Raw genomic sequence first — 12788 nt, 5'->3', positions numbered from 1 at the left:
TTATCAGGGCAGGATGTCGACGTGTCCCGGCATTGTCGGTCCGCCCCGGTCGCCCCGGTTTCTCGGTCCGCCTCGGTGCGACCAGTCGGCCGGGTCGACCTGAACAGAGTGGGGAGGGCCAGTGACCGCCACGACACTGATGACCCCCGCCAGCACGTCCGCGAAGCCGGACGGCCGTCCGGCCGGGCTGATGGCCCGCGCCGACGAACGGTCCTACATCCGGGTCCTGGTGGTTCTGGACACCACCATTCTCACAATCGCCCTGCTCGTCGGGTACGTCGCGCGTTTCGGTGACGAGGAGCCGAGCGGCTCGAAGATCCCCTACGTGCTTGTGGCACCCGGGTTGGTTCTTGCCTGGCTGGTCTCGCTCAAGGCGCTCGGCTGCTACGACGACCGGGTGATCGGCTACGGGGCGGACGAGTACCGGCGGGTCAACTCCGCGAGCCTGCGGCTGGCCGGGGCGATCGCCATCGCCGGATACATCGCCGACGTCGGGGTCTCCCGGGGGTTCCTCGGCATCTCGTTCGCGGTGGGCACCGTCGGGCTGGAAGTGGCCCGGTTCGCCGCCCGAAAACGTCTGCACCGGGCACGGTCCCGAGGGTTCGGCTGGTCCCGCAAGGTGCTCGTGGTCGGTGACACCGCCCATGTTCTGGAGTTGGTGCACACACTGCGCCGGGAGCCGTACGCCGGCTATCAGGTGGTCGGTGCGTGCATCCCCGACGCGCTGCTGGCACCGGTGGCGCAGCGTCTCGGTGACGTACCGGTGGTGGGGTCGTTCCGGGGCATCCCGGAGGCCGCGACCGCGATCGGCGCGGACACGGTGGCCGTGACCGCCTCCGGCGAGCTGACCGCCGCCCGACTGCGCCGGCTCGGTTGGCAGTTGGAGGGCACCGGCGTCGACCTCGTCGTGGCACCCGCGCTCACCGACGTGGCCGGCCCCCGGATCCACACCCGCCCGGTGGCAGGGCTGCCGCTGATCCACGTCGAGGCACCCGAGTTCCGCGGTGCGCGCAAGCTGGTGAAGGGATTCGTCGACCGGTCGGTGTCGTCGGTAGCCCTTGCGCTGCTGCTGCCGCTCATAGCGGTCATCGCGCTCGCCATCAAACTCGACAGCCGGGGTCCGGTGCTGTTCCGGCAGACCCGGGTCGGCCGGGGCGGCAAGGAGTTCGGGGTCTACAAGTTCCGGACCATGGTGGTGAACGCCGACGCGCTGCTCGCCGAGTTGGCCGCCCGCAACGAGACCGACGGCCTCATGTTCAAGATGCGCGACGACCCCCGGGTCACACGGGTCGGCCGGCTGCTGCGCAAGTGGTCGCTTGACGAGCTGCCACAGCTCGTCAACGTGCTACTGGGTCAGATGAGCCTGGTCGGGCCGCGCCCGCCGCTGCCCTCGGAGGTGGCCCGCTACGACGGCGATGTCGCCCGCAGACTGCTTGTCAAGCCCGGCATGACCGGGCTGTGGCAGGTGAGCGGGCGCTCCGACCTTAGCTGGGAGGACGGCATCCGACTCGATCTCTACTACGTGGAGAACTGGTCGCTCGCCGCCGACCTCACCATCCTCTGGAAGACCTTCGGCGCGGTGCTCAACAGTCGCGGCGCCTACTGACCTCCGCAGGTCAGGGCTGCGGGCCGGTCCAGTCGAGGCAGACCACCACCGCGTCGTCGATCAGGTCGCCGGCCACGAACGCGCGCAGGTCACCGATCAGTGAGCGGACCGCCTCCAGCGGCTCCATCGGGCCGGTCCGTCGCAGGAACCTGTCGAGTGCCGTCTCGCCGTAGCGCACATCCTGACCGGCGGCATCCACCACCCCGTCGCTGACCACGAACAGCCGGTCGCCGCGCTCCAGCGTGAACGTCTGCTCGCGGTAGTCGGTCGCCTCGAACATGCCGAGCGGGAACTGCGCCTCCAGTGGCTGCTCGGTGACCTCGCCGCCGCGCAGCAGGACCAGCCGAGGTGAGCCCGCGTCCACCACTGTCATCGTCCCGGACCGCAGGTCCAGCTCCAGCAGCAGCACGGACAGGTGCCGCTTGCCCCGGTACTCGTCGTAGATGGCCTGGTCGGCGAGGGCCGCCTGGTCGGCCAGACTCAGCCCGGCCCGGCGGGCGTTGCGGAGCGCGTGGGTGGCGAGCGAGGTGAGCAGGGACGCCGCGACACCTTCGCCGGTCCCGTTGACTGTGGACAGCCAGAGCCGCTGCCCGTCGTCGGACCAGTCGAAGCCGTCGCCCCGCACCGCGTACGCCGGCTCCAGTTGCCCGGCGAGGCTGAACGACGGCCTGATCCGGCTGCGGCCGGGCAGCAGGTCCCACTGCATCTCGGCGGCCAGGGTGAGCCGCTGACTGCGTCGCGCGGCGCTGTAGACGTCGGTGCCGGGGGATACGGCGTCCAGTTCGTGGGCGAGCGCGGTCGCGATCTCGGCCAGGTCTGCGAGCACGGTCGGGTCGTCCGGCACCGGCGCCACGCGCAGTACGCCGCGACGCTCGCCGCGCATGCTGACCGGCAACCAGACGGTGTCGTCGACCCGCACTGGCGACTGGTGGTCGAAAGCCCGCCACGCGGGGTGCCCCGCACCTCGAAGGGAGTCACCCTCGGTGAGCGGCAGTAGCTCCGAGAGCCGATAGTCGACCTGGTACAGCTCGACCTCGCTGATCCCGTACGCCTCGGCGAGAACCTCCCCGACCCCGCTCACGAGGCGGTCGGCGGGTGTCTCATTGAGGGTACGTCGTGCCCGATTGACCGGTTCGTTCATCAGGGCTCCTTGATCAAGCTCAACTACCAGCGGGTTCGGAGTAGTCTCGGGCCACCATGGCCGAACTGCCCGGTCCACCGGACCCCGAGACGAGTATGGCCGCCGCGTTGGACGCGGCGGCGGGTGCATTGCTGAGCGTGTGGGATTCCGCCCGGGAGGCGACCGCCAACCGGCTCTCCGGAGTCCAGTTACGGGCTGTGATGGTGGTCGAGCACCACGACGGGATCAACCTGCGCCGGCTCTCCACCCAACTCGACATGTTGCTCAGCTCCGCCAGCCGGCTCTGCGACAGGTTGGTCGCCGCCGGAATGCTTGAACGCGAGCCGGGCCGTTTCGACAGGCGGGAGATATCCCTGCACCTCACGCCGGAGGCACGTCGGCTCCTCGCGGAGCTGCGGGCCGACCGCCAGGCGCGGCTCGCCGCTGTCCTGGCCGAGATGAGCGCCGCGGGTCGCGCCGCCCTGCTGCGCGGGGTTCGGGACTTCGATGAGGCCGCCCGCCGGCAGCAGGCGCAGAGCACACCGACGCCCGGCGACTGGCCAGCCGACAGGGACGAGCCGGACGACCCGGCCGGGTGGCCGCGTGATCCGGACCGACCCACCGGCCGGGCGAGGGACTGGCCGGCGGACCCTGACCGGCCCTCGCGCACGATGCGACAGGGCGGGCCGACAGACACCGATCGACAGGTAGGCAGCCCTCGCGAGTGGCCCGCGGGCGACCCGCCGGTGGCCCGGACCGCCTGAGCCGACCGGAGGTCGGTCACGTCGGCGTCGACGCGCACACCGCAAGCATTGCGATGTCGTCGTGGGCCTGCCCGCCCAGCCATTCGTCCACGAGCTGGAGCAGCCGGTCGACAAGCACCGCAGGCGGCAGCCCGGCCGCCGAGGCGAGCGCGGCGCGCAGCCGGTGCTCGCCGAACATCTCCACGTCGATCGGCCCGCCGTGCGCCTCGGTCACCCCATCGGTGTACGCGAGCAGCAGGTCACCCGGGCCGAGATGCACCCGGGTCTCGGCGAACCGCGCGTCGGCGAGCGCGCCGACAGGCATCCCGCCGACCGGAACAGGGGTGACCGAGCCGGAGGCGGTGACAAGCAGCGGAGCCGGGTGGCCGCCGCCGGCGATCCGGATGTCCACCCCTGTCGGCCCGCGCTCCAGTGAGCCGAGCAGCAGGGTGGTGAACTGGCTGCGCCGTGCCGCTTCGGGAGCGTCGAAGAGCGCCCGGTTGAGAAGGTGGATCAGCTCCAGCGGGCGCTGCTCGACAAGCCGCAACGTCTGCAACGACTGGCGGACCCGGCCGGTCAGGACGGCCGCGCCGACGCCCTTGCCGCACACGTCGCCGAGCGCGAACAGCGCCCCGCGCGAGTGCGGGAACACCTCGTAGAAGTCGCCGCCGATGCGCAGGGTGTCCCCGGCGGACCGGTAGCCCCCGGCGATGCTCACGCCGGGCACCGTCGGCAGCTCCGGCGGGAGCAGGCTGGTCTGCAACACGCGGGCCAGGTGGGCCTGCTCGCCGTACAGCTCGGCGGTGGCCAGTGCCGCGCCCGCTCGCGCCGCGAACTCGCGGGCCAGCTCGATGTCGCGCGGCTCGAACCCGGCCCGCCCGCTGCGTCGGATCAGCAGCAGGGCGCCGGCCGGGCCGCCCGCGCCGCGCATCGGGCAGACAAGCACGGCACCGGGCGGGCCGAAGTCGGACGGCAGTACGGGGGCCAGGCCGTCGGACGTGACGTCCCGCCACAGGCCCGGCTCGACGAGCGTGCCGTCGAGCGCCTCGGCGAGGCCGGGGACGACGGCGGTCAGCTCCGGCCCGACGCGCCCGGTGACGGGCGCGGGTGCCCCCTCGGTGTACCGGGTCCAGCGGGTGTACGGCTCGGCCGGCGGGCGGTGCAGCGCCACTGCGGCGTCGGCCAGGTACGGCACGGCGAGGGTCGTGGTGACCCGCAGGGTCTGGTCGCGGTGCAGGGAGAGCCCCAGCCGGCTGCCGGCCTGGGCGAGGAACGCGGTGCGGGAGCGCTCGGCTAGCAGGGCGTCGGTGCGGGCGTGCTCCTCGGTGACGTCCCGGACGTACCAGGCGTACCGGTTGCCGGCGAGCTGTCGGCGGTAGCCCCGGAGCTGCCGGCCACGGTGCTCGGCGTCGAAGTGCACGGCGCCGTCGGTGACAGCACGGGCCAGCGCCGCGATCGGACAGCCGGGCAGCCCGGTGCCCGCGACGATCTCCGGGAGCAGCTCTGCGGCCATGGCGTTGACAAGGGTGACCCGGCCGGCGCTGTCGGTTGTCAGCACGGCCTCGGCGAGCCCGTCGAGCAGCTCGCGGGCCAACGGCGAGTCGGCCGGAAGTGGACCGCCGGTGGGCTGCCGGGCAGAGCGGCGGGGTGTCTGCCCCTCGTCGCTGACCGGGCCGGCGTCGCCGCCGCGTCTGCTCGTGCTCACCGCCCGACGCCGGCCCGCGTCTGACGCCCTCTACGCATGCTGCTCCTGCACTCCTCACCCGCGGATCGTTTGCCTGACAGCAAGCGTACCGAGCCGCTGTGACGGGCACCCAGAGTGCGGCCGGTGATCAGCTGGAGCGGGTCAGCCAGCCGGCCGGGCGGCCCACGATGTGGCGGACCACCGATCCGGCGGCGCCCACCGAGGCCGCCTCCGGGCCGAGGGTCGACGGTCGGACCGTGACCGGTGACCAGGCGGCGGTGAGCACCCGAGCGGCGATCTCGGCGAGCACCGGAGGGCACAGCCAGGGTGCCAGCGGGGCGTACCCTCCGCCGAGCACAACGGTGTCCAGGTCCAGCAGGTTGACCACGCTTGCCACCGCGACACCGAGCGCGCTGCCGGCGTCGCGCAGCGCCCGCAGGGCGTCCGGGTCGCCGGCCTCGGCCAGCTCCGCCAGCCGTACGGTGGCGGTGTCGGCGGGAAGCTCCGCGCGGGCCAGCCCGGCGGCGGCCACTATCGCCTCCTGGCCGGCGTACTGCTCCAGGCAGCCACGCCCGCCGCAGCGGCACGGACGCCCCTGCGGGTGGACCGGGAGGTGCCCGATCTCACCGCTCCAACCCCGGACGCCCCGGAACAGCGCGCCGTCCAGCACGATGCCCGCGCCGATGCCGACCTCGCCGGAGATGTGCAGGAAGCTGGCCGGCCCGGGAGGTCCGGAGTGCAGTTCGCCGAGCGCGGCGAGATTTGCCTCGTTGTCCACCACGAGCGCCGGTACGCCGGGCACCTGATCGGTGAGCGGAGGGTGGCCCCGCAGCAGGGTCGGAACCGGTACGTCCTGCCAGCCGAGGTTCGGTGCGAGCCGGACCACTCCGGCGTCGTCCACGAGGCCGGGCACGGCGAGCGCGGCGCCGGCCAGGGTGAGGCCCTGCCGGGCGGCGTCGGCGCGGGCCTGTCCGGCCAGGGTGACCAGTTGGGCCAGGGCGTCGGCGGGTGCCACGGGGCGCAGGTCGGCGCGGTGCACCGTGTGGTGGCGTACCTGGCCGGCGAGGTCGACAACGCACACCGCGAGGTAGTCGACGTTGACCTCCAGGCCCAGCCCGGCGGGACCCTGGTCGGCCAGGACCAGCCCGCGGGCCGGTCGGCCGGCGCCGGCGCGGGGCGCCGGGTCGGCCTCGCTCACCAGTTGGCCGGCGAGCAGGTCCTCGACCACCGCGGAGACGGTGGCCCGGGTCAGGCCTGTGGCGGTGGCCAGATCGGCGCGGGACGGGGGGCGGTCGGCGGCGGCGATCCGACCGAGCACGAGGGCGAGATTGAGTTCGCGCAGGCTGCCTTGGCGGGCGGCGCCGGCCGGGGTGTGGGTGGGGCTCACCCCTTGACAGTGCCATAGGGTGGGCAAATAATTCAATCGCTGAACAAATAGCCGGCCACGCCACCCCACCATCACCCGGAGGTCCTCATGGCACCCCGTCCCACCCCCGCCGACAAGTTCTCCTTCGGGCTCTGGACCGTGGGCTGGCAGGCCCGCGACCCGTTCGGTGACGCGACCCGCCCCGAGCTTGACCCGGTCGAGGCCGTGCACCGGCTCGCCGAGCTGGGCGCGTACGGCATCACCTTCCACGACGACGACCTGATCCCGTTCGGCGTCGACGCCACCACCCGCGACTCGCACATCGCCCGGTTCCGCAAGGCCCTCGACGAGACCGGGCTTGTGGTGCCGATGGTCACCACCAACCTCTTCACCCACCCGGTCTTCAAGGACGGCGGCTTCACCAGCAACGACCGCGACGTCCGCCGCTACGCGCTGCGCAAGGTCCTGCGCAACGTCGACCTGGCCGCCGAGCTGGGCGCGAGCACCTTCGTGATGTGGGGCGGGCGCGAGGGCTCCGAGTACGACGTCGCCAAGGACGTCCGGGCCGCACTGGACCGCTACCGCGAGGCCGTCGACCTGCTCACCCAGTACGTCATCGACCAGGGCTACGACCTGCGCTTCGCCCTGGAGCCCAAGCCCAACGAGCCGCGCGGCGACATCCTGCTGCCCACTGTCGGGCACGCGCTCGCCTTCATCTCCCAGTTGGCCCACCCGGAGATGGTCGGCCTCAACCCGGAGGTCGGCCACGAGCAGATGGCCGGGCTCAACTACGCCCACGGCATCGCCCAGGCGCTCTGGCAGGGCAAGCTGTTCCACCTGGACCTCAACGGGCAGCGCGGCATCAAGTACGACCAGGATCTGGTCTTCGGCCACGGCGACCTGATGAACGCGTTCGCACTGGTGGACCTGCTGGAGAATGGCGGCCCCAACGGCGGCCCGACCTACGACGGCCCCCGGCACTTCGACTACAAGCCCTCCCGCACCGAGGACATGGACGGCGTGTGGGCGTCGGCGGCCGCCAACATGGCCACCTACCTGCTGCTCAAGGAGCGGGCGGCGGCGTTCCGCGCCGACCCCGAGGTGGTCGAGGCGCTCGCCGCCAGCAAGGTCGGCGAGCTGAGCACCCCGACGCTCAACCCGGGCGAGGGGTACGACGACCTGCGCGCCGACCGGTCCGCGTTCGAGGAGTTCGACGTCGACGCGGTGGCCGCCCGGGGCTTCGCCTTCGTCCGGCTCAACCAGCTCGCCGTCGAGCACCTGCTCGGCGCCCGCTGAGGCCCCGCCATGCCGCTGGTCGCGGGCGTTGATTCGTCCACTCAGTCGTGCAAGGTGGTCATCCGGGACGCGGAGACCGGTGCCCTGGTCCGGCAGGGCCGGGCACCGCACCCGGACGGCACCGAGGTCGATCCGGAAGCCTGGTGGCAGGCGCTGCGCAGCGCCGCCGATCAGGCCGGCGGGCTTGGCGACGTGGCGGCGGTCTCCGTGGCCGGCCAGCAGCACGGCATGGTCTGCCTCGACGAGGCCGGGCAGGTGGTCCGCCCGGCCCTGTTGTGGAACGACACACGCTCCGCCGACGCCGCCGCCGACCTGATCGAGGAGGCCGGCGGCGGCGCGGCCGGGCGTCGGTTCTGGGCCGAGGCCACCGGAAGTGTGCCGGTGGCCAGCTTCACCCTCACCAAGCTGCGGTGGCTGGCCACGCACGAGCCGGAGCGGGCAGCCCGGGTGGCGGCCGTCTGCCTGCCCCACGACTGGTTGACGTGGCGGCTGGCAGGCGCACCGGGGCTCGGCGCGCTGCGTACCGACCGGGGTGACGCAAGCGGCACCAGCTACTGGTCGCCGGCCACCGGCGAATATCGGCTGGACCTGTTGGAGCAGGGCTTCGGCCGGCAGGTGGTGGTGCCTGAGGTGCTCGGTCCGGCGGAGTCGGCGGGAAAGCTGGCCGACGACCTGGGCGGGTCGGGCGGCGCGCTGCTCGGCGCGGGCACCGGAGACAACGCCGCCGCCGCGCTCGGCGTCGGCGCCGGCCCGGGTGACGTGATCGTCTCGATCGGCACCTCCGGCACCGTGTTCAGCGTCGCCGACGTGCCGGCCGCCGACGACAGCGGTGCGGTGGCGGGCTTCGCAGACGCGTCCGGTCGCTTCCTGCCGCTTGTCGCCACGCTCAACGCCGCCCGGGTGCTGGACGCCGCCGCCGCGATGCTCGGCGTCACCCTCGACCGTCTGGCCGAGTTGGCGCTCTCCGCGCCAGCCGGCGCGGACGGGTTGGTCATGGTGCCCTACCTGGAGGGTGAGCGGACGCCCAACCGGCCGCTCGCCACCGGCGCTGTGCACGGGCTGACCCTGCGCACGTCGACGCCCGCGCACCTGGCCCGCGCCGCCGTGGAGGGCATGCTCTGCGCGCTCGCCGACGGCCTCGACGCGCTGACCGCCCAGGGCGCCACCGCCCGCCGCGTCATCCTGGTCGGCGGCGGCGCACGGTCGGCGGCGGTCCGCCGGATCGCGCCGCAGGTCTTCGGCTGTCCGGTGGTCGTCCCGCCGCCGGGCGAATACGTCGCCGACGGAGCTGCCCGCCAGGCCGCCTGGGTCGCCCTGGGCGGTCCGACGCCGCCCACCTGGGCGGTCGAGGGCACCGAGGAGTACGCGGCCGAGCCCGTCCCCGCCGTTCGTGAGAAGTACGCCGCCGCGCGTGGGATGGTCCTCGACAGGCGCTGACCGACCGGGTCGACGCGGGTGGGTGCCGGTGCGAAGCCGACCGGTACCCACCCGCGTGACGACCTCCTCAGCGGAGTCTGGTTGGCTGCCGGTCATGACCGTGACCAGTGGCGGGCCTGCACCGGGCCGGGCGCGACGCCTGCACGGCTGGGGCGGGAGCCCGGCGCACCGGTTCTACAGCGTGGCGGTGTTCGTGCTCCTCGCCTCGCTGGACAACGTGGCGATCGGGTTGGTGCCGCCGCTGTACGGCCCGATCTCCGACGCGTTCGACGTGCCGGGGCGGCTGCTCGGTCTGGTGACCGCGGTCAGCTTCCTGGTCAGCGCGGTGGCAGCGGTCGGCTGGGCGTACGTCGGTGACCGGACCAACCGCAAGCCACTGCTCATGGTGGGCACGTTGCTCTGGGCGGCGGGCACCGGCGGCAGCGCCCTCGCCGGCGGCTACCTGACGTTCCTTGCCGCACAGATGGTCGGCGCTGTCGGTCTCGGCGCTGTCGGCTCGGTGGGCTTCTCGGTGGTCACCGACCTGATCTCGCCGACCCGGCGCGGGCTGGTGATGAGCTTCTGGGGGCTGTCGCAGGGGATCGGCACGCTCGCCGGAACGCTCGTCGGCGGCCTGCTCGGGTCCACCGACTGGCGGCGGCCGTTCTGGGTGCTGACCGCTGTCGGCCTGGCCGCCACTGTGGCCTACCTGTTCACCTATGACATCCGACGTGGCCAGAGCGAACCGGAACTGGCCCGGGCGCTGGACGCGGGTGCCGACTACGACTACCGGATCAGCAGGGCCGATCTGCCGCGCATCCTTGCCCGGCGGACCAACCGCTGGCTCATCCTGCAGGGGCTGACCGCGCAGGCGGCCTTCGGTTCGCTTGTCTGGCTGCCGGTGCTCTTCGCCGAACGCGCCGAGGCCCAGGGCTATTCGCCGTCGACGGCAGTGGTGGTGGGAAGCGTCTTCGCCACACTGTTCCAGCTCGGCGGAGTGCTCTCCATCGTCGGAGGGCTGGTCGGCGACGCGCTGCAACGGCGTACCCCGAGGGGTCGCGCACTTGTCGCGGCGGTCGGCATTCTCGCGGCCGTGCCGTTCTACCTGGTGTTGTTCTTCGTGCCGGTGACCATCGACGTGCCCGACGGCGCCGGCGGCGGCGCGGTGATCGGCGCGGTGCTGTCCAGCGTGTTCACCGAACCGTCGGTGGGGCTGAGCCTGCTCACCGCTGTGGTGGCGCTCGCGCTGACCTCGGCCAACTCGCCGAACTGGTTCGCGCTGATCGCCGACGTCAACCCGCCGGAGCACCGGGGCACCGTCTACAGCCTCGGCAACCTCGTCAACGGCGTCGGGCGGGCGGCCGGCAACGGGCTGGTCGGTGTGGCCTTCCAGGGGTTACGTGCCGCGTTCCCGCCGCCGTTGAACTTCGCCGTCGGGCTGGCAGCGTTCCAGCTCTTCTTCATTCCGACCGGCATCATGTACTGGCTCGCCTCGCGTACCTCGCCAGCGGACATCGACAACGTGCACGACCTGCTGCACAGCCGCGCCGACCGCCTCTGACCGCACCCCGCCGACCCTGCCGATCCGCCGGCCGCCCGCAGATCGAGGCCACTACATCAAGGAAATAGTGGGCTCCAGCCGGGTCGAGGCCACTACATCGTTGAAGTAGCGCGACCTTGGTGGGCAGCGTGCAGCGGGGTGGGCGGGTGATTCGTTTGCGACATCAGCTCTTACGGGCGCGACCCACCTCCGCCGCCCCGGTCAGGAGCACTGACCGGAGGGGTCGGCGGGGATGGGTCGGCGGGGACGGGTGGTCGGTCGCCTGTCAGGCGCGCAACCACACAGTCACGTCGGTCGGGATCGCGCCGTCGTCGTCCAGCGGTGCGCTTGCGGCGAGCACCTCCGCCCCGGTCGGCACCGGCACCGCAGCGTCGCCGAAATTCGTCAGCACTGTCAGCGTTCCGTTGCGGAAGGTCAGCACCTCGTCGCCGGAGGACAGCCACTCCAGCGTGCCGCGGCCCAGCCCATGTTCGCGGCGCAGCCGCAGGGCCGTGCGGTACAGCTCGTACGTCGAGCCCGCGACGCCGCGCTGCCGGTCCAGCGCGTACTCGGCCCAGGACGCCGGCTGTGGCAGCCAACTGGCGTCGGTCGGCCCGAAGCCGTACGACGGCGCGTCGGCCTCCCACGGGATCGGCACCCGGCAGCCGTCCCGGCCCCGCTGGGTGTGCCCGCTGCGCGCCCAGGTCGGGTCCTGCCGGGCCTCGTCGGGCATCGTGGTGTGCTCGGGCAGCCCCAACTCCTCGCCCTGGTAGAGGTACGCCGAGCCGGGCAGGGCGAGCATCAGCAGGGTGGCCGCCCGAGCCCGGCGCAGGCCGAGCGCGGCGTCCGGCTGCGGGTCGTCGGCGCCGATGCCGTTGGGCCGGCCGCTGCCGACCGGCAGACCGAGCCGCGAGGCGTGCCGCACCACGTCGTGGTTGGACAGCACCCAGGTGGTCGGCGCACCGACCGAATCGGTCGCCTCCAGCGAGCGCGTGATCACCGCGTACTGGGCCGGCGCGGACCAGGCGGCGAGCAGGTACTCGAAGTTGAAAGCCTGGTGCATCTCGTCCGGGCGGACGTAGCGGGCCAGGCGCTCGGCCGGCTCCACCCACGCCTCGGCGACAAGCACACGCCCGCCCGGGTAACCGTCGAGGACCTGCCGCCACTGGCGGTAGATCTCGTGAACGCCGTCCTGGTCCCACATCGGCGGGCGCGGCTTGTCCACGTCCTGGCCGGAAAGGATCTCCTGCGGTTCCTGCCAGTTGGCCAGGTCGGCCTGCTTGACGAGGCCGTGTGCCACGTCGACACGGAAACCGTCCACCCCGCGGTCGAGCCAGAACCGCAGGACGTCGAGGAACTCAGCGTGCACCTCAGGGTTGTCCCAGTTGAGGTCCGGCTGGCCGGTGTCGAACAGGTGCAGGTACCACTGGCCCGGCTGGCCGTCCGGGTCGACGGTCCGCGTCCAGGCGGGGCCGCCGAAGACGCTCTGCCAGTCGTTCGGCGCCTGGTCACCGGTCGGGCCGAGGCCGTCCCGGAAGACGTACCGGGCGCGCTCCGGGCTGCCCGGGGCAGCGGCCAGCGCGGCCTGGAACCAGCGGTGCGCCGAGGAGGTGTGGTTCGGCACCAGGTCGACGATCACCCGCAGACCGCGGGAGCGGGCCTCGGCGATCAGCTTGTCCGCGTCGGCGAGGGTGCCGAACAGGGGGTCGACGTCCCGGTAGTCGGCCACGTCGTAGCCCGCGTCGGCCTGCGGCGACGGATAGAACGGGGACAGCCACACCGCGTCCACGCCCAACTCGACAAGATGGTCGAGGCGGGCCGTGATGCCCGGCAGGTCGCCGACCCCGTCGCCGTCGGAGTCGGAGAACGATCGGGGATAGATCTGGTAGATGGCGGCCTCGGTCCACCAGCCGGTGATGGGGCCGCCGGAGGGGGTCTGCTGGGTCGGGTCGGTGTTCAGAATGATCTCCCGTGTCGAGCCGTGGGTGGACTGCCGGGCGGTGGTGCGGCTGCCGGC

Annotated in this window: 9 protein-coding genes; 5 read left to right on the top strand and 4 right to left on the bottom strand. The window is 72.8% G+C overall.

From position 1 onward, the window contains the following. Nucleotides 1–139: 139 nt before the first annotated feature. The gene (locus ACPXB1_RS21670; RefSeq protein ID WP_355594008.1) at nt 140–1606 is read left to right on the top strand and encodes a sugar transferase; all 1467 of its coding nucleotides are present in this window, start codon (nt 140–142) and stop codon (nt 1604–1606) included. Nucleotides 1607–1616: 10 nt separating this feature from the next. Here ACPXB1_RS21670 and ACPXB1_RS21665 read toward each other — a convergent pair whose 3' ends face one another. Then, entirely contained in the window at nt 1617–2747 is a 1131-nt protein-coding gene (locus ACPXB1_RS21665) for a PP2C family protein-serine/threonine phosphatase (protein WP_355629893.1), read from the bottom strand. A gap of 56 nt (nt 2748–2803) precedes the next feature. On the opposite strand from ACPXB1_RS21665, the gene ACPXB1_RS21660 reads away from it, so the two are divergent. Beyond that, nucleotides 2804–3490: a MarR family winged helix-turn-helix transcriptional regulator gene (locus tag ACPXB1_RS21660; RefSeq protein WP_355593834.1), complete on the top strand. Its 687-nt coding sequence runs from the start codon at nt 2804–2806 to the stop codon at nt 3488–3490. A 16-nt stretch (nt 3491–3506) separates the two neighbouring features. On the opposite strand, the gene ACPXB1_RS21655 is transcribed toward ACPXB1_RS21660, so the two are convergent. Both ACPXB1_RS21655 and ACPXB1_RS21650 read right to left on the bottom strand, forming a co-directional pair. Further along, nucleotides 3507–5174 (bottom strand): PP2C family protein-serine/threonine phosphatase, encoded by a 1668-nt coding sequence (locus ACPXB1_RS21655; protein ID WP_355629890.1) that lies wholly within the window; start codon nt 5172–5174, stop codon nt 3507–3509. Nucleotides 5175–5301: 127 nt separating this feature from the next. Further along, on the bottom strand, nt 5302–6540 hold the full coding sequence (locus ACPXB1_RS21650) for an ROK family transcriptional regulator (protein ID WP_355593837.1): 1239 nt from the start codon (nt 6538–6540) through the stop codon (nt 5302–5304). A gap of 87 nt (nt 6541–6627) precedes the next feature. Here ACPXB1_RS21650 and xylA point away from each other — a divergent pair, with 87 nt between their 5' ends. From xylA to ACPXB1_RS21635, 3 genes are all read left to right on the top strand, one after another. Then, a complete protein-coding gene (gene xylA / locus ACPXB1_RS21645; protein ID WP_053653080.1) occupies nt 6628–7815 on the top strand; it encodes a xylose isomerase in 1188 nt (395 codons plus the stop codon). A gap of 9 nt (nt 7816–7824) precedes the next feature. Beyond that, nucleotides 7825–9252 carry a xylulokinase gene (xylB, locus tag ACPXB1_RS21640; protein WP_355593839.1) on the top strand — a complete coding sequence of 476 codons (1428 nt, stop codon included), beginning with the start codon at nt 7825–7827 and terminating at the stop codon, nt 9250–9252. A 94-nt stretch (nt 9253–9346) separates the two neighbouring features. Further along, complete coding sequence (locus ACPXB1_RS21635; protein ID WP_355593841.1) at nt 9347–10792, top strand: MFS transporter; 1446 nt, start codon at nt 9347–9349, stop codon at nt 10790–10792. Between the two features lie 265 nt (nt 10793–11057). On the opposite strand, the gene ACPXB1_RS21630 is transcribed toward ACPXB1_RS21635, so the two are convergent. Next, complete coding sequence (locus ACPXB1_RS21630; protein WP_355594010.1) at nt 11058–12731, bottom strand: glycoside hydrolase family 13 protein; 1674 nt, start codon at nt 12729–12731, stop codon at nt 11058–11060. Between the last annotated feature and the right edge of the window lie 57 nt (nt 12732–12788).

This window comes from Micromonospora sp. DT68, from assembly GCF_049847245.1.
Taxonomy (GTDB): Bacteria; Actinomycetota; Actinomycetes; order Mycobacteriales; family Micromonosporaceae; genus Micromonospora; species Micromonospora profundi.
The sequence above is the reverse complement of the archived record's forward strand: the minus strand, read 5'-3'. Positions and strand labels throughout refer to the sequence as shown.

Bases quoted from the DNA above. Each gene is read 5' to 3' on its own strand.
- ACPXB1_RS21670 (WP_355594008.1), top strand. From the start codon at position 140: ATGACCCCCGCCAGCACGTCCGCGAAGCCGGACGGCCGTCCGGCCGGG.
- ACPXB1_RS21665 (WP_355629893.1), bottom strand. From the start codon at position 2,747: ATGAACGAACCGGTCAATCGGGCACGACGTACCCTCAATGAGACACCC.
- ACPXB1_RS21660 (WP_355593834.1), top strand. From the start codon at position 2,804: ATGGCCGAACTGCCCGGTCCACCGGACCCCGAGACGAGTATGGCCGCC.
- xylA (WP_053653080.1), top strand. From the start codon at position 6,628: ATGGCACCCCGTCCCACCCCCGCCGACAAGTTCTCCTTCGGGCTCTGG.
- xylB (WP_355593839.1), top strand. From the start codon at position 7,825: ATGCCGCTGGTCGCGGGCGTTGATTCGTCCACTCAGTCGTGCAAGGTG.
- ACPXB1_RS21635 (WP_355593841.1), top strand. From the start codon at position 9,347: ATGACCGTGACCAGTGGCGGGCCTGCACCGGGCCGGGCGCGACGCCTG.